The sequence below is a fragment of the Paenibacillus sp. FSL E2-8871 genome (genome assembly GCF_038000345.1).
Lineage (GTDB): Bacteria > Bacillota > Bacilli > Paenibacillales > Paenibacillaceae > Paenibacillus_AQ.
Genome location: NZ_JBBOBV010000001.1, coordinates 2,493,817 through 2,510,799, shown reverse-complemented (window position 1 = coordinate 2,510,799; position 16,983 = coordinate 2,493,817). Strand labels below are relative to the sequence as shown.

Annotated in this window: 17 protein-coding genes, 1 riboswitch and 1 other annotated feature; of the genes, 9 read left to right on the top strand and 8 right to left on the bottom strand. The window is 41.9% G+C overall.

The window, feature by feature from the left end; translation table 11 throughout:
* The 5 genes from NYE25_RS11595 to NYE25_RS11575 all read right to left on the bottom strand — a co-directional run bounded on the left by NYE25_RS11595 (position 1) and on the right by NYE25_RS11575 (position 5,148).
* Positions 1 to 351 carry a hypothetical protein gene (locus NYE25_RS11595; RefSeq protein ID WP_042190245.1) on the bottom strand — a complete coding sequence of 117 codons (351 nt, stop codon included), beginning with the start codon at positions 349 to 351 and terminating at the stop codon, positions 1 to 3.
* A gap of 38 nt (positions 352 to 389) precedes the next feature.
* On the bottom strand, positions 390 to 758 hold the full coding sequence (locus NYE25_RS11590) for a carboxymuconolactone decarboxylase family protein (protein ID WP_042129622.1): 369 nt from the start codon (positions 756 to 758) through the stop codon (positions 390 to 392).
* 10 nt (positions 759 to 768) lie between these two features.
* On the bottom strand, positions 769 to 2,412 hold the full coding sequence (locus tag NYE25_RS11585; RefSeq protein ID WP_052404378.1) for a thiamine pyrophosphate-binding protein: 1,644 nt from the start codon (positions 2,410 to 2,412) through the stop codon (positions 769 to 771).
* Between the two features lie 118 nt (positions 2,413 to 2,530).
* Positions 2,531 to 2,626, bottom strand: a riboswitch (cyclic di-GMP riboswitch).
* A gap of 192 nt (positions 2,627 to 2,818) precedes the next feature.
* Positions 2,819 to 4,069 (bottom strand): methyl-accepting chemotaxis protein, encoded by a 1,251-nt coding sequence (locus tag NYE25_RS11580; protein WP_042190241.1) that lies wholly within the window; start codon positions 4,067 to 4,069, stop codon positions 2,819 to 2,821.
* 122 nt (positions 4,070 to 4,191) lie between these two features.
* A complete protein-coding gene (locus tag NYE25_RS11575) occupies positions 4,192 to 5,148 on the bottom strand; it encodes a helix-turn-helix transcriptional regulator (protein ID WP_341145957.1) in 957 nt (318 codons plus the stop codon).
* Between the two features lie 344 nt (positions 5,149 to 5,492).
* Between NYE25_RS11575 and NYE25_RS11570 the strand changes: the two genes are divergently transcribed.
* Positions 5,493 to 6,155: an SDR family oxidoreductase gene (locus tag NYE25_RS11570; protein ID WP_341147718.1), complete on the top strand. Its 663-nt coding sequence runs from the start codon at positions 5,493 to 5,495 to the stop codon at positions 6,153 to 6,155.
* A 72-nt stretch (positions 6,156 to 6,227) separates the two neighbouring features.
* On the opposite strand, the gene serA is transcribed toward NYE25_RS11570, so the two are convergent.
* Together serA and NYE25_RS11560 are read right to left on the bottom strand one after the other, a co-directional pair.
* Positions 6,228 to 7,820 (bottom strand): phosphoglycerate dehydrogenase, encoded by a 1,593-nt coding sequence (gene serA, locus NYE25_RS11565; RefSeq protein WP_076284555.1) that lies wholly within the window; start codon positions 7,818 to 7,820, stop codon positions 6,228 to 6,230.
* Positions 7,821 to 8,066: 246 nt separating this feature from the next.
* Positions 8,067 to 8,297 (bottom strand) — a binding site (T-box leader).
* A 110-nt stretch (positions 8,298 to 8,407) separates the two neighbouring features.
* Positions 8,408 to 9,319, bottom strand: a complete 912-nt coding sequence (locus NYE25_RS11560) for a hypothetical protein (protein WP_042190235.1) — start codon at positions 9,317 to 9,319, stop codon at positions 8,408 to 8,410.
* A 115-nt stretch (positions 9,320 to 9,434) separates the two neighbouring features.
* On the opposite strand from NYE25_RS11560, the gene NYE25_RS11555 reads away from it, so the two are divergent.
* The 3 genes from NYE25_RS11555 to NYE25_RS11545 are packed head-to-tail and all read left to right on the top strand — an operon-like array spanning position 9,435 to position 11,232.
* Complete coding sequence (locus NYE25_RS11555) at positions 9,435 to 10,028, top strand: CPBP family intramembrane glutamic endopeptidase (protein ID WP_042190233.1); 594 nt, start codon at positions 9,435 to 9,437, stop codon at positions 10,026 to 10,028.
* A complete protein-coding gene (locus NYE25_RS11550) occupies positions 10,025 to 10,393 on the top strand; it encodes a hypothetical protein (protein WP_341145956.1) in 369 nt (122 codons plus the stop codon). Before NYE25_RS11555 ends, NYE25_RS11550 begins: the two co-directional genes overlap by 4 nt.
* Positions 10,387 to 11,232: a metallophosphoesterase gene (locus tag NYE25_RS11545; protein WP_341145955.1), complete on the top strand. Its 846-nt coding sequence runs from the start codon at positions 10,387 to 10,389 to the stop codon at positions 11,230 to 11,232. The genes NYE25_RS11550 and NYE25_RS11545 overlap by 7 nt, the downstream gene beginning before the upstream one ends.
* Before the next feature lie 97 nt (positions 11,233 to 11,329).
* Here NYE25_RS11545 and NYE25_RS11540 read toward each other — a convergent pair whose 3' ends face one another.
* Entirely contained in the window at positions 11,330 to 12,238 is a 909-nt protein-coding gene (locus tag NYE25_RS11540; protein WP_445667127.1) for a polysaccharide deacetylase family protein, read from the bottom strand.
* A gap of 85 nt (positions 12,239 to 12,323) precedes the next feature.
* On the opposite strand from NYE25_RS11540, the gene NYE25_RS11535 reads away from it, so the two are divergent.
* The 5 genes from NYE25_RS11535 (at position 12,324) to NYE25_RS11515 (ending at position 16,947) form a co-directional block, all read left to right on the top strand.
* Positions 12,324 to 12,719: a hypothetical protein gene (locus NYE25_RS11535; RefSeq protein WP_341145954.1), complete on the top strand. Its 396-nt coding sequence runs from the start codon at positions 12,324 to 12,326 to the stop codon at positions 12,717 to 12,719.
* Between the two features lie 263 nt (positions 12,720 to 12,982).
* Complete coding sequence (locus NYE25_RS11530) at positions 12,983 to 13,597, top strand: genetic competence negative regulator (protein ID WP_042190227.1); 615 nt, start codon at positions 12,983 to 12,985, stop codon at positions 13,595 to 13,597.
* 152 nt (positions 13,598 to 13,749) lie between these two features.
* Positions 13,750 to 14,445: a glutamic-type intramembrane protease PrsW gene (prsW, locus tag NYE25_RS11525; protein WP_042129603.1), complete on the top strand. Its 696-nt coding sequence runs from the start codon at positions 13,750 to 13,752 to the stop codon at positions 14,443 to 14,445.
* 360 nt (positions 14,446 to 14,805) lie between these two features.
* Positions 14,806 to 16,164, top strand: coding sequence for a germination protein YpeB (gene ypeB / locus NYE25_RS11520; protein ID WP_076284556.1), 1,359 nt, complete (start codon positions 14,806 to 14,808; stop codon positions 16,162 to 16,164).
* Positions 16,165 to 16,293: 129 nt separating this feature from the next.
* Positions 16,294 to 16,947 (top strand): flagellar brake protein, encoded by a 654-nt coding sequence (locus tag NYE25_RS11515; RefSeq protein WP_341145953.1) that lies wholly within the window; start codon positions 16,294 to 16,296, stop codon positions 16,945 to 16,947.
* Positions 16,948 to 16,983 lie beyond the last annotated feature (36 nt).

Below are 16,983 nucleotides of genomic sequence, written 5' to 3'. Positions count from 1 at the left end.
TTAAGCTGTAACGGTGGAAATGATCTCGATGTTATCTAGTCCTGCTTTACGACCCAGACGAGCAAGCTGCATTTTAAGAATTGGGTTATTCTCAAGGGTTAGATTTACTTTTACAAATCCATCATTCTTAAACATTACGAAGCAACCTTCCAAAAGAGGCACAACATCAGGAGCAGTTACGTTTAGCTTTCTGCAGTCGATTTGTAATTCATAGTCAGCTGGAGTGATAGGATTAATAGTTTGTTGATAAGCTTGGATAGATTTCAGACCATCTTCTTCAGAAAATGTTCCTTCCAGCTCAATATTGATCACTTTTTTAGTAGTGTCTGTCTTTAAAATAAACTGTCCCACGTTAACATCTCCCGATATTTTAATTTTACTGAAAATAGTTACTTTATTTCTTCAATCGTTTCGAGAAGAATATTAAAAGCGGTGATGATTCTAGGTGCCCCTATAGCGGGTACTAAGTGTAATAGAATACCTTTGAGTTGTTCTACAGTAACTCCCACACGAAGAGCCATGACATAATGAACACCCAATTGATCAAACTGACCCATCGAAATCAGGGCAGAGATAACTGCGATTTCCTTCCAGTCAGCTTCGATTGTGTTGCGTTGAAAAATATCGCCGTAGGCATTCCCCATAATAAATTCAGCCAAATCGGGGAAATGTTCTTTAATCGGAGCCAGTGCTTTAGCTCCGTAGTCTCCAGAGAGATTCGTGAAGTGGTTCAGACCACTGTTTACATTGTCTTTCATAAGTGACCTCCTAATTTAGGTTCAAAGTACGGTGAGCAGTCGGAGGGACCTCATCACGGTCTGTTAGCAGTTCAATGACGGCAACACGGTTGATGGCAACAGCATCCTTGATGGCTGTTTCGAACTCCTCCGCTGTCTCACATTTGTAACCCTTAGCGCCTAGTGATTCTGCGAATTTCACAGCATCCATAGGGACTTCGTAGATAGTTCCGTCAATACGTCCTGTAGTTTTTTCCATACCTTTTAGAGCCATATCTAGCTGTTTATTATTCACAACAATGAATATGACAGGAATATCCTTGCAGACAGCAGCGTTAATCTCTGCGCCTAGCATCATAAAGCAGCCATCTCCTGTAATGCAGAAGATCGTTTCTTCTGGAGCAGCAACCTTTGCACCAATCGCCATTCCGATGGAATTACCCATACAAGCAAAGTAAGCATCGAAAACAAAACTGCCCGGTTTCTTAACCTTGTACCATTTCGCAGCATGGAAACCGTGACTTCCATCATCAACAAAGACTGTGCTGTTATAAGGAATCAAATCACTCATCGTACTCAAGACCGATGCAAGTGAAAGGTTTGGTAAAATCGGAGGCTCTTCGGTATAATCGGAATTTGTCGGTGCTTCGCGTTTTGTGATGTTGTTCGTGTCAATATTATTGAGATAGTAAACTAGATTGTCCCGTAGATCTCCAGTCACTGGAATCGTTTTAGAGAACAATATTTTTCCGACAAAAGTCGGATCGCTATCAAACTGAATTAATGTTGCAGGATGATTTTCCCTTTTAAGATTACAAATAGTCATATCACTTAAACGTGACCCGAGAACGATAAATAGATCACTTTGATTCAGCAAGTCATCCCCATGGGTACAACCGCCTACTCCAATTGGACCGTGATAGAGTGGATGATCCCAAGCTATAGCCCCTTTACCACCTGGAGATGTAACTACAGGAATATTAAATGTTTCCGCTAATTGAATTAGCTCACTATGTGCTCCTGAGCGGTTAACGCCTTTACCCGCGATAATTATTGGATTCTTAGAGTTATTTATAGCATCAAGTACACGGTCGATATTAGCATGGCTAACCAGTGATTCGCGTTCAGGGATTACAATATTACATTCCTCTAGCAATTCCGTTTGTACATCAAAGGGAATACAAAGGTGAACTGGACCACGATTACCGCTCAAAGCAATGGATATGGCATGATTAAAGATTGTGTTAAAGTGATCTCCACGTTCAATAAGCTTGCTATATAAGGTGGCAGGTCTAAACATATCAGCTAAATCAGCTAGAAAAGAAGTAGAGTCCTGACATTGGGGAATTCCAAGCTCTTTAATAGATTGATGGCCAGTAATAAATAGGACAGGTAGGTTGTTAGCCTTAGCATGTGCTGCTGCAGTTAATAGGTTTGTTCCACCAGGACCTGAAGTACCAAAAGCTACACCTAGTTTTCCAGTTTTAAGCGCATACCCGGCTGCTTCGAAGCCGGAACTGGACTCATGTCTCCCAGGAATAAATTCAATACCGTAATCTACCATTTTAAGAACAATAGGACAAATGGATTTCCCAATAATACCAAAGGAATGGGTAACACCTAGGTTCCGTAGTGCTTCCGACATGTAATCTGCGACTGTCTTCAAAAAATACACCTCACAAGTTGATTGTTATTTTAAAATCAAACATTAGAAAACCTGTGCTCTGAATTAGGGCACAGGTTGGTGGCATAAATCGCCATAGAGACTGAACAATTGTTCAGTCGTCTTGGTTTTCTGCAACCTGGCAGTCATGGCCTCTGATTAAAAATGAGGCTGTAGATCCATGGTTTTGCGTCATCCTCTTTCGAAGATTTTGCCAATATTAATTTTAAAATTTATAAGAATAATTTTCCTTTACAATATATTCCTAGAGAACCTTTGTCAATATATTTTCGCAAATTAACTCGAATTTTGACGAAAGTCTTGTCCAACCTATGAAATAATAGATATAAAAAAAACTCCCCCTAAGTCAAAACTTAGGAGGAGTTTTTGGACTTGTTTATATATTTTTGCAAGTGACTTAAAACTTGAAAATATGGATAGTCTTCTGTAGATTAAACACAGCCTGTGTCATTTTCTCAGTTTCTTCAGCAACAGACTGCAGGGCATTAATTTGTTCATTCATAGCGGCGGATACTTCCTCGGTGCCGGCAGCGGTTTGCTGTGTGATTGCAGAGATATTCTCTATTGCACTTGAGATTTTCAAGGCACTTTCCAACATCAGATCACTTTCAGCAGAGAAGGAAGAGATTTGCTCGGTAATATACTGCACACTTTGCACAATTTGAGCAAAGATATGAGCAGATTGAGTGATCATCTCATTCTGTACCTGTACGACTTCTTCGTTGATAGCGATATTGTCAATCGCTTGTTTGATATCAGTTTCGATGCTCCGAACTAAGCCAAAGACTTCCTTCGTTGAAGCCGTTGATTCCTCGGCAAGTTTACGAACCTCCTGTGCGACTACAGCAAATCCTCGACCATGCTCTCCGGCGCGTGCTGCTTCGATGGAGGCATTCAGCGATAAGAGGTTGGTCTGCTCAGCGATCTCTGTGATGGTTTTTGTAATCATCGTAATTCCGCGAGCATTATGAGACAGGGCTTCGATAGTATCAGCTACTTTTTGAGTAGCCTGGATGTTTTTGCGCATGCCTTCAGCTTGAGTATCAACGGACTGCCGTCCTTGTTCAACTAGTTCTAATGTATGTATTGAACGTCTGTTCATTTCTTTCGTTGAGTTCGTATAATTGGATACTTTATTCTCAATATCTTTAATGGATTCTGTCATTTCAGCGATATCCGTAGATATTTCATTTGCACCAAGAGCTAGCTCGTTAGACGAAGAGGCTACCTGTGCCATGACAATTTTCAAATTTTGATTCTTATCTTCGATTCCACGGCTTGCATCCATAACTTGACGAGTGATTTGTGATGCTTCTGTCAAAATCTTCTTGAGCTTGTCAATCATAGTATTAAAGGAACGACTTACGTCCCCCATAGACCCGTTCTCATCGGCTCTACTAGTAAAATCCCCTTTTGAAATACTATGAGATACATTCGCGATGTCATCAAAAGAAGATGTAAGCGTTCTCTCGATAAAGCGGGCCACGGGGAAAGTTAGAGCAGCAAGAACTACGATTAGAACAATACCCAAAATAATGTTGCCTAAGATCATAAAAGTAACTAAAACAGGAATAGCAAATAGTGCGGCAACGAGGTAACATCCGGCAACAATTCTTTGTTTTAACGGAAGTTTATGCATCCAGTTCATTGGTATAATGTCCTCCTTATTAATATTATGTATTGGTGTTATTATATGGGATTTAAAGGTGATTGGTCTATAGTAAGAACTGACATAAATCTTCTTTTCGGAGTAGTTCTTTAGATTTCGTGTCAAAAATCCTCATAAATAGCGGAAATTTTTGCGATAGCAGACTTTACCATCTCTAAAAGTTCTTGCGGTGAAAGTACAATAACCGAGGGACTAAAAGAAAGGATTATCCGGCAGGCCGACTCGATCGTATTAAATTCGGCATCTACGTTTACCCACTCTGCTTTGCTAGTTGGCTCTATCAATTGGACAGAGACGAATCTTTCTCGCTGTAATTCTTTTAAGATAGATGTTCTAACCCTTAGCTTTACTTGATACTTTGGCAGTGCTGCTTTAAAGGCAGTGGTGGACTCTTCCCAGTACTGTTTTAAATCAAAGTCATCAGGTCTTTTAAACCACTCATGAGTCTCCTCAACGTTAACTAATCTGGACACACGAAAGGTCCGTAGTTCATCTTTGCTTTTGGCTACGACATACCATACTCCGCGTTTTGCAACTAACCCAAGAGGTTCAATGAAACGGACCGTTGTCTCGTTGCTCCGGAGATAAGTGATTTTTACTTTGCGGTCCTCCCAAAGTGCTCTCTGCAGTACAGAAAGGAACGGATAAGTCTCATCCGAAGGATGCCAACTGGCGCCATCAATATGAATACGCTCGCTTAGGTAATTTGCTGGGTTACTAAGTCGATGTGAGGATGCAGCCTCTAGTTTGAGAAGAGCGGAAGAGTAGTCGTCTTGTATCCCCAGATCCTTCATTATTGATGCGTCAGCGGACAGAAGCAGTGAACCAATCTCTTGTGGCTTCATTCCCGTTAGGGAGGTTCGGTACCCTTCAGTAAGCATCCAGCCTCCTTCACGACCACGTTCAGCTAAAATGGGTATTCCTGAAGCACTTAATGCTTCCATATCACGAAACACAGTTCGTTCTGATACCTCGAGTGTTTGGGCCAATTCTCTAGAAGTCATTTTTCCACGATTTTGCAACAGAAGTAATATTGATAACAAACGGTCGGCTCTCATTAGGCTATTGTACCTCCTCGAATTATTGATTAGACGATCACCATTAATCATTTCTAAATCATGATTATATTATATATGTCAGTTGATGTCATATATACGGGCTATACTTATAAAACGTAAGGAATGTTCACAGAATATTGAAATCCGAATTCATGTGGAAAGGGTTGAGGGCTATGACATTGAAAGGGAAAGTTGCATTGGTTACCGGGAGCAGCAGAGGTGCCGGGAGGGGAATCGCTTTAGAATTAGCAAGAAGAGGCGCTTTTGTCTATATTACAGGGAGGACCACAGATGTATCCGTCACAGAACATATTAAGGGGAGCATAGATAGCGTACTTTGAGAAATAAAAGAGAGTGGAGGCTCTGGTGCGGTAATACGATGTGACCATACGAAGGATCAAGAAACAGAAGCAGTGATCCGTCAGATCGCTGAAGAGCAGGGGAGGCTCGATATCTTAGTTAACAACGTATGGGGAGGCAATGATTTAGCTATCGAGCAGAAGCCTTTTTGGGAGCTGCCTACAGCTCATTGGGACAATATGTTTAATGCCGGTGTGAGAGCACAGATGATCACAAATTATTACGCAATTCCCTTCATGCGCAAGGCTAAAACTGGTGGTCTAATTATCCATACAACCTTCTGGGATCATTATAAATATTTAGGCAACTTTTATTATGATCTTTCTAAAAATGCACTTTTACGTATGGCTTTCGGATTGTCGAAGGAGTTAAAGGATGACGGCATTGCGGTTATTCCACTTTCACCTGGATGGATGAGAACAGAAGCGGTTCTAGAAGCCATGAATACAGATGAGGAACATTGGCATGGAGTTGAGGAACTGAAAATGAGTGAATCGACGACATATATTGGTCGAGCAGTGACTGCACTAGCCGCTGATCCAGAGGTTATGTCTATGTCCGGTGAGCCGCAGCAGGTTGGAAAGCTTGCTGAAAAGTATGGTTTTACTGATATTGATGGAAGGATAATCTCTTCGTTCATAATATAGGAAGAAAAAGATGCGTAAAATATAAGAAAGGCCACTCCAGTACATTCTGGAATGGCCTTTCTATATTATAGATTAAAGAAGGATGATTTCTTCAGCAGTGTTAATTTCTGGTAAACCAGCAAGTTTAACAAGGACTTGCTTAGGAACGGCTTTGTCAACGGTCAGCAGCATGATTGCAGCGCCCCCAACAATTTTACGTCCCACTTGCATGGATGCGATGTTTACATCGTTCTCACCAAGCAATGTACCTACGAGTCCGATAATCCCTACTTTGTCGTTATGGGATACAAAGATTTGATGACCTTCAGGAGCAATATCAACTGGGAACTTATTCACTTGAACAATCCGTTCTCCGTAACCTTGCAGCAGGGTGCCGGCAACAAGATACTCTTGGTCACGATCAGCTTTTAGAGTAACAGTAATCAGGTTGGTAAAGCCTTTAGTTTTAGAAGCTTTAGTTATTACTACGTTCACGTCGCGTGTTTTCGCTAAATGCATGGAGTTTACGATATTAACGTCCTCCGCAAAGTGGCGGGAGAGTACACCTTTTACAATGTAGCGGGTTAGTGGTTGGGTATCTACATCCGAAAGATCACCAGCGTATTCAACATGGATTTCACGGATAGCAGCAGCCGCAATTTGGGTAACAAAGCTGCCTAGTTTTTCCCCAAGCGTGAAGTAAGGTTGAAGCTTATTCATTACACTTGGAGCAACTGGAGGAATGTTGACCGCGTTAATGAACGGTTCATTACGCAGAATATGCAACACTTGCTCCGAAACATCGATCGCCACATTTTCTTGAGCTTCAATCGTAGAAGCGCCAAGGTGAGGAGTCACGATGATTTTTGGATGAGACAGGAAAGGATGATCTGCTTGCGGCGGCTCTTTCTCGAATACGTCGAACGCAGCGCCAGCAACAATACCGCTATCTATAGCTTCTACTAATGCCATTTCATCAATTACACCACCACGTGCACAGTTGATGATGCGCATTCCCTTTTTCATCACTTCGAATTGTGGGCGAGAAATCATATGGCGTGTTTCCGGAGTAAGTGGAGTGTGCACAGTAATGAAGTCTGCTCCGCGAACAACATCGTCTACGGAAGCCAATTTAACTTCCATCTTTTCAGCACGTTCAGCTGTTAGGAAAGGATCAAAAGCAAGAATTTCCATACCGAAAGCTTTAGCACGTTTAGCCACTTCGCTACCGATTCTGCCCATTCCGAGTACACCTAAAGTTTTGCCACGAAGCTCTACACCTACGAATGTTTTTCTATCCCAGGTTCCACCGATTGTTTTTGCATAAGCTTGTGGAATATGACGGGCCAGAGCCATCATCATTGCGAAAGCATGCTCACAAGTCGTAATTGTATTTCCATCAGGAGCATTGATTACAACAATACCACGCTTTGTTGCAGCATCCAGTTTGATATTATCTACACCAACACCTGCACGACCAATTACTTTTAGATTTTTTCCTGCTTCGATGATTTTGTCTGTTACAGTAGTTTGACTGCGGACAAGGAGGCCATCGTATTCACCGATAATTGCAATGAGTTCGTCTTCGCTGAGTCCTGTTTTTTTGTCAACAACTACATCTTCTGCGTCCATCAATTGCTGAATGCCCAAATCACTGATTGGATCCGATACTAATACTTTAAACATGGTTTCTTATCCCCCTTAAAGTTGAAAAGCTTTATATGTCGAGGACGCCTTTTTGGGCAATCCACAATACCTGAAGATTCACGAACTAGTAGAGAAAAAACATGTGATAATAGTAGATCAACGCGGTGTCGCATAAAAGAAGCTGCGTGCAGAAATGCCGCGGAATCGGTAACTTTGGGCAAAAGGATAGTATAGATTAGGTATTTAGAAATTAAAAAAACTCCCGACCCCCATACTACTGCCGTAGTAAGGGACGAGAGTTATCTTCGTGGTACCACCCTAATTCACTGCAACTTGGAAGAAGCAGCCTCATTGGCCTGCAAAGGCCACACTGGTAACGGAGTTGATCCGATTGCACCTACTTTAAGGTTCGATACAATATCTCAGGAGCGCTAAAGACATCTGTTTGTCACCGGTTTGCACCAACCACCGGCTCTCTGAAGACTTCCAGAATCTTTGTTCCATCATCGTTTTTGATTGATTAATTTTTTCATAATGTAACACGGTAATGTAGATGTGTCAATAGGCTTTGAAAGTAAGCTTTCTTGAAGTGAACTTCATTTTTCGTTATGATTCAATGACTGGTTCTATTCATAAAAAAACGGGAGCTGTGGAATCGTCTCCTTGCTATAGTACTGCTCTCGCCACTTCATAAAATCCTCTACCTGTATAGCACCTGTGGAAATAAGCAGGGTTACTGAGGACTGAACATCCGTAAGATTCAATGAACTGGCTGTACCAGAATGTATCAAATCGTCTATTTTTGCAGTAATGTCCTGAGGATCGTAGGCTGCAAAAATTCCGCGATTTAACATCATATCAGCGATGGATGCGTTCTTTTGAAGAAGAGGCATTTTTTTCCACTGGATAAAGGACATGGTCTTTAGCTCACCAGCAACAGAAGGGATTTTCTGGTTTGTCTTAGAGCCCCACTTTAGCATAGAATCATAAAAGTTCTTTTGTGCGAGCAATCCGAATTTAACCGCACCGGCAGTATAAGGATCATTTTTCAGCAATTTTGCCGTCTCTGCACCAGATGCACTTGCACTTATTTCACCAGAAGCTTTTGAGAATAAAGTTAAGCTTTTGAGTATGTTTAGCTGTGATTGATGTAATAAGGGAGAGTCGGAAAAGATAGAGTCCTGGTTAACTCTTTCATATTGTTTATCTGCTAGAAGGCTAAGATTCTTCATAGCTGCTGCATTTACACGGGCATCTGTACTGCGTGCCAACTTGTCCACTTGTGTGTTCCAATTCTGCTTGAATTCCCGATAAGGCAAAAATACGTTATGATAGAAAGTAACAAGATCCTTCTGTTGGTAAGAGCCCGTGAATTCTTCTAATCCATATCCATTACTGCTCTTTTGTTGCTCATATTTAGCTTCCGTTTTGTCTGCGCCAACCTTGACGCCTGTGAAAAATGCGGCGAAGGCGCAAATAAGGAAAAACAAAAAAAATAGAGTGTACAACATTTGTGTACGGGAGTTACGTTGGCTCATAATAAGTGCTCCTTTTTCTGGGGGAATTATCCTATGTATTATGTATTGATAGCAACATTATGGACGGTTTCTCTTTCGGAGCTGCCCCAAAAAATTAAAGAACAGGCAGGTCACGATGAAAAAATTCAAATTTGGCGAGATTAAGATAAAAAAAGTAGAGCCAGGTCAGTTAACAGACCGTCTTCTGCTCCTCAATCTCTACATTACTCAGGGGCTTACATTAATTATCGGTTTGATATGGATATTATTTCAGAAAAGAAATCCTTTTCAGCTATTAATTTTTCCAGAAAACGTACATTTTGTGGCATGGGGTCTTGGACTTGCTGCTGTAATGCTGGTAGTTGATTATTTATTGACTCATATTGTACCTGAAGAAAGTATGGATGACGGGGGAATAAACGACCTTTTATTTCGAAATCGGCCCGTATGGCACATTGTTGTAATTGCAGCTATGGTATCGATCTGTGAAGAGCTTCTGTTCAGAGGAGCCATTCAGTATTCCATTGGTCCTTATTGGACGAGTATTTTGTTTGCTCTTATTCATGTTCGCTATTTGCGCCACTTTGTACCTACCGGATGGGTGTTCTTAAGCAGCTATGGTCTTGGATATATATACATTCAATCAGGAAGCCTATGGGCACCTATACTATGTCATTTCTTCATCGACCTTTTCTCTGGTCTGGTGATCCGCTACAGGAGGGAATCATGAGTGAGGAATTGAGCCGGTTGAAGTCTCGTCAGAAAAAGCGCAGTGGCGAAGGCAAAACTTCTGGCAAAAGTAAAAAAATGAATCCGCGATCGGAGGGGGCTCCTAGAAAGAGCAATCATTCCCGGACAACAACGGCAACTTTATCAAGGAAAGCGCGCCGTCCTGCGGCTTCTGCGAAGGGATCTAACGCTGGAAACAAAGAGCAGGAAGAATCTGTTCCATCACGTTCGAGTACGTATTCATCAGAACGGGTTCGGCTTAGTAAAATGTTTGTTAACTCTCTGATTTTCATTTTTGTAATATTGCTGGTAGCGCTCCTCTGGTGGGGAATTGAAGGGGCGCCGCCTTTGAGTACTTTATGGTGATTTTTTGGGTTTGGGGATTGGTTGTGGTTGTGCTTTTGATCGCGCTAATCATTGCAGTGATTATGGTGAGTAACGCCTTTAGAAACAGAATTATTACCGAGGAAATAATTTTGAAGTCGCTCCCAGATGAGTTTGATGGATTTCGTCTCTTATTTATAACTGATATCCATCGCCGCCGCCTTCCAACAGCACTGCTGACTCCGTTAAAGGGAAAGGTGGGTGCTGTTTTATTAGGCGGTGATCTAACGGAAAAAAACAGTCCTCTGGATCGACTGACTGATAATATGACTTTAGTGACTTCTATTGCTCCTACCTATGTAGTACATGGAAATCATGATTATCGAGCTGATATTTCACTAATTGATCAGATTATCCGGGGCAGTGGTGCAAAGCTGTTAATGGATGAGAATGTGCGTATTGAACGTGAGGGAGCTTCTCTTTGGTTAACGGGAGTGGATTTTCCGAAAAAGGGTGGTAACACTTCTTATCAACCATTACCTGGATTAACGTCACATGCTTCTTCAATAAATAACACTTGTCGTATCATTCTTGTTCACGATCCGCTCTGGTTGTCCAAACGTCAAAGTGTGCCAGCGGATCTGATATTAGCAGGCCACACGCATGGAGGGCAGGTCATTCTTCCCTTTTTGGGTCAAAGGCATGTGGAAAATTTCTATCATAAATATGATGCAGGAATGTTTCAATGGCCCAGAAGAGATGGGACAGGAAGGGATGCGAAGCTGCTGATTAGCAGAGGGTTTGGAACCTCTCACTTGCCGATCCGCTGGGGAAGTCCTGCTGAGATGCACGTGCTAACGCTCCGTAAAGAGAAACATTAGAAAACTGTCTTTGTACTGATTGAACGGGTGGACAAAAAAACAGGTAATCTCCTTTCCATCAAGGGGATTACCTGTTTTTATTTATCCTAATTAGGAATTAGCGCATCTTAAGCTCAATACTGCGAGGGTCTACAAAGCTATAGCCCTTGCCTTCAAGAGTAGTAAGCAGTTTATCCAACGCTTCAACTGTCCATGGTAGCTCATGCATCAGAATATTACTGCCGGAATGCAATTGATCCGTCACATTTTTGATTAACTTATCTGTTTTCTCGGTTTCTTTCTCTTTCATTTCCCAGTCCAGTGATCCATTGGACCAGGTCATATACAACATCCCATTCTCAGCGGAAATCTTCTTCCCTACATCTCCGCCAGCACCATGTGGGGGACGGAAAAACTGAGGGGCTTCACCAATAATCTCCTTGACCGCATTTTGAACGTCTTCGATTTGCTTTTTGACCTCAGTGTAAGACTTGTCCTTCAACACAATATGATCCCAGCTATGGTTGCCGATAATTCCTCCGCGGTTATGAATTAACTCTAGAAGCTCGGGATGCGCTTTAACGCGGTATCCATTCACAAAGAAGATCGCTTTGGCCTGATGTTTGTCCAGAACATCCATTAACGGATTAATCATTTCCGCATCTTTGGGACCGTCATCAAAAGTGAGCAACACGACTTTTTTATTTGTAGTTTCCTCATTTGGGACGATGTCGTAATTTTTGTTCATATGGTACAGCAGTGGAATTTCAGCGGAGGCTTCATCCTTACTGGCTGTATTATTACTACCTGTAGTTCCTCCATCTGCTGTCGCTTCAGGGGTAGGGCTGGCTGTAACTTCAGGGGAAGGCGCTGTAGTTTCTGCGCTCTGTGTAGCTACCGCCGTAGGCGTATTGTTTGTGGTGTTTGTATCCTCGGCTGTCTTTCCATTCGCACCGCTGTTACCACAGGCTGTCAGCAGTAAGGTAGCCAGTAGGAGCACTGATGTCATTTTACCCACTTTTTTCAACTCGCTTTCTTCTTATTAGGTTGCATGAGCGGCAATCTTTCCGCGAACACTAAACATGATTTTACCATACAAGGAGGCTGGAAATATGAATACTTCGTCATTTTTATGTGGGGTGCTGATGGGCGTCGCAGCCAGTATGATTATGTCCAAAAAGCGGAATTCTCTAATGTCTTCGCTGGGGCAATCGGGCGGTTCCATGAGTGGAGCAGCAGATAAAGCAAAAGAAAAAATAATTGGTATGGCTACGACAGGATTTGGAAACACTGCTGCTTCAAGCAGCAATGCAAGCAGTAATACAAGCAACAATGCTCAAAGTAATGGTTCGAACAGCGGAACCTCTGAGCATAAAACGGAATCACCGGCAAAATCAAAAGAATCCAATCTCAAATTACTGAAGGATTTCATTCGCAACAATCCTGAAGTGAAGAGCGAAGTGGAGCAAATTCTTAAAGAAACGCATACTGCCATACCGGGATTGTAACCGTAAAGGACTCCTTCAGAATCATTTTGAGGATGAAATATTCCGCAGAATGATTCTTTTTTATATTCAAGGGCTTGAAAATGGTTTATGAATTAGAATAAGCTCTTCAGTAGTGGCAATGCTTTAAGAGGATTTTATATATTTATTTTCGTGCATTTATCTCTGCAAAATGATAACATACATACATAGTAACCATTTTTGGCTCATTACTCGGGACTCATCATACATTATAATAAATGAGCTTGCAAAAGGAGGATCCTGTCATGAGAATAGAGCGATTAAGTCAAGATAAGATACGGATTTTCCTCACTTTTGACGACCTGAGCGAGCGGGGCATCCAGAAGGAAGACATGTGGCAGGAAGTTCCCAAGGTTCATGACCTGTTTACGGAGATGATGGACCAAGCATATAGTGAACTAGGCTTTGATGCTACCGGTCCGCTTGCCGTAGAAGTTTTCGCATTGCCCGCCCAAGGCATGGTCGTTATAGTGACCCGAGGAAAATATGATCACCATCAGTACGGTGCGTCCGGGGAAGAAGAATTGCCAGAAGAGATTTACGAAATGGAAGTTACTCTTGAACAAAGCGACTCCATTGTATATGCATTCCGCGATTTCGAGGTTCTTGTTGAAGCGGCCCATGTGCTCATTGGTAATATTACTTCCCAGGGGAAACTGTATTCTTATAACAATAAATGGTATCTGTACTTCGATCCTAAGGAATTTGAAGAAACAGCGTTGTCAGGTCTTGTTGGCGTACTAGCTGAATTTGGAGATTCCTCACCGGTTACTGAAGCTGTCCTCGATGAATACGGGAAGACAGTAATGCCGGAGAATGCAGTCCAGTTATTGTGCACTCATTTTAAGCGTCAGGATTAAATAGCATGATAGGGCTGATAAGCATTATTTTAGCTGATTAGCCCTATTCTTGTTCTTGATGGTATGGCGGTCAGTCATTCTTGAATTAAAGCTGTTATCTGCCTTGCTGTAATCAGCAGAATAAGGCGCTAGGGATATAGGGAGGTTATTCGGTGCTCGTGTTATCGGTTATTTCGTCGGCAGTAGCGCCGGGACTTGCTCTACTGACCTTTTTTTATTTGAAAGATAAGTATGATCAAGAACCGCTTCATATCGTTATTAAGGTGTTCCTGCTAGGCCTTCTGATTGTATTCCCTGTTATGATCATTCAGAGAGGACTAATGCTGGGGCTGAATGGCGGTCCTTATGTGGAGTCGTTTCTCATATCCGCTGGCGTGGAAGAATGTCTAAAATGGTTTGTGCTTTACCATATGATTTATAATCACACCGAATTTGACGAGCCATATGATGGGATACTATACGCCGTAGCGATTTCGCTCGGCTTCGCAACAATAGAAAATATAATGTACGCTTGGTATAGCAATGCATCAATCGGTTCCATGTTCCTGAGAGCACTGCTTCCGGTTTCTGGACACGCTATGTTTGGTGTAATCATGGGCTATCATTTAGGGAGAGCCAAGTTCTCAAAAGGAGCTAAAACAAAAGGGATTCTGTTAATCTCTATCTTGCTGCCATGGTTGTGGCATGGGATTTATGACTTTATTTTGAGTACGACAGCTAACTACTGGATATGGTTTATTGTTCCTCTGATGGCTATTCTATGGTACGGAGGGATGGGGAAAGTGGATAGGGCAAATAGCCGGTCCCCTTTCCGCTTTCTGAAACGAGAAGAAGAGGTTAACCTATAATCGAGATGGACACACTTATATTCAAAGGATTGTTCCTTAGCGGGAGATTCCAGAGAGGAGAGAGGTGTCTTTTTTTGCGTATAAAAGTACGTATACTTTGCAAACAATGCGGTGAGACCTACATATTAAGAGGGATAAAAGAGCAGGGTGTGATTCAAACCGGCTTTAAGCAATGCCTTTGCAGTAATAGCAGTGGCTTTGAAATTGAAGAGAGAGCATAAGCGCTATGCTATGCAAATTTGGAGTGAATCCCCTCTATTCAAACACTTTAGTCATAATGTGTTACAGAAGGGTGCATAAGACTCCTAGTTTATTGTCAAACTAACGCCAATAAGCTATCGAAAGGAGTCTTGTAGCCTTATGTACAAAAGATTAAGTGCTGTAATGTTCCCGCTGACTGCGCTGCTGTTAATTGGAGCGCTCGTGTGGGGTTATCAGGAGAATCAGGAGAAGAATGCGATCCTAATTAAGGCGGAGAACCAATATCAGCGTGCCTTTCATGATTTGTCTTACCACGTGGAGCGTCTTCATGGAGAGCTGGGAAACACACTAGCTGTTAACTCCGCTTCTAACGGGATGCACCGCAAAGGACTTGTTAATGTATGGCGGATGACCAGTGAGGCGCAAAATGAAATTAATCAGTTGCCACTCACATTACTGCCATTTAGCAAAACGGAGGAGTTTCTGTCCAAAATCTCAAACTTTTCTTATAAAGCTGGGATTCGTGATTTCGCTAAGAAGCCTTTGACAGATGGTGAATTGAGCAATTTAAAAGCATTGTATAAGAGCTCTGGAGAAATCTCAAAAGATTTGCAAGATGTTCAGAATAAAGTGATTGGTAGCCGTTTGCGCTGGATGGATGTTGAAACCGCATTGGCTACAGAGAATAAGGCAGAAGATAATTCGATTATTGACGGCTTTAAGTCGGTGGACAAACGTGTCGAAGGTTACCCTGACTTGGATTGGGGTCCTTCAGTTGCAAGCATTTACGATAAACGCTCTGTAAAAATGCTTGGAGGTACCCCTGTTTCAGTTGAAGATATCAAACGTAAAGCCATTAAGTTTGCTAATGCAGGCTCGAATGCTAAGGTAGACGTTAAAGAAAACGGCAAAAATACAAAGTGGCCTTCTTATACGGCTACAGTCAGTGGTTCGAATAATAAGCAGATTATCAGTATGGATTTCACCAAAAATGGTGGTTTACTGATCTCTTATTACGATAACCGTGAGATAGGACCTGCTAAGGTGACCCTGGAAGAAGCAGTTACCAAGGCGGAGCAGTTTCTTAAGAAAAAAGGATATCCTCATATGACTGCGGTTAATGCTGACCGTTATGATAATATCGGGAATTTAACCTTTGTAACGAGCCAAAATGATGTCTTGATTTATCCTGAAAAAATGACGATCCGAATTGGACTTGATACTGGGACGGCGGTTGGATTTGAGGCTAGCGAATATGTCAATGAGCATAAGGACAATCGTAAAATTCCAAAGCCAAAGCTGACTTTGGCGGAAGCGAAGAAATTTCTGAATTCGGATTTCAATGAGAATTACCATCGCATGGCTTGGATTAAAAATGATGACTCCGTAGAAGTCTTGACTTACGAATTTGGCGGAGAGGTAAATGGTACTCAGTATCGTATTTATCTTAATGCGGACGACGGCATCGAAGAGTCCGTGGAAGAAATCAGGCCTTCTTCAGGGGTAGAACAAAAGTGAAAAAACAGGGCACATCCATTATTTGGATGGGCCCTTCTTTATTTTTGAAATTCAAATAATATTTATCTCATTGGGTGATATTCCCATGCTATAATCATTGTTAACTATACTGATTTGGCGGTGACATCTTTGTATCCTAAAATTAATGAATATCTATACATACAGGTTGCTTCCAGTGACGCTGCTGAAGCAGAAGTTGAATATAGATCGAGAATTGCAGAGACAGAGGACGACGCATTCCTGATTGAAATTCCTATGCAGGAGAGTGACGGTCGTCTGAAACGACTTTTTATGGGGGACGAGCTTTCGGTTTATTTTATTACTGAGGGTGGCATTAAAAATTACTTTAATACTCATGTTCTCGGGTTTAAAGAAGATGTAATTCGTATGGTCCGGATACAAAAACCAGAGGCGGATTCGATTTTCAAAATTCAGAGACGAAGCTTTTTTCGGGTGAATGCAGATCTTGAATTAGCTGTGAAGGATAGCTTTGGCAAAAGATTCCTTGTACGTACAGATGATATCGGTGGCGGAGGAACGTCTTTCTTGGTGGATCACCAAGTGAAGCTCGAGGTGGGAGCGAGATTATCCTGCTGGGTTCTAGTGCCTTATCGAAATGGTAGCATTGAGCATGTGGATTTTGAAGGTGAAGTGGTTCGGATTAAAAAGCTTGAAAACGGGCGCCAATTGGCCATGCTGAAATTTGTGGCTATTACGGATAATGAGCGTCAGAAAATAATACGTTACTGCTTTGAACGACAGTTTGATTTCCGCAACCGATAGGCATTTTTCTTAGCTCTATTAAGTGTTCTGATTTTG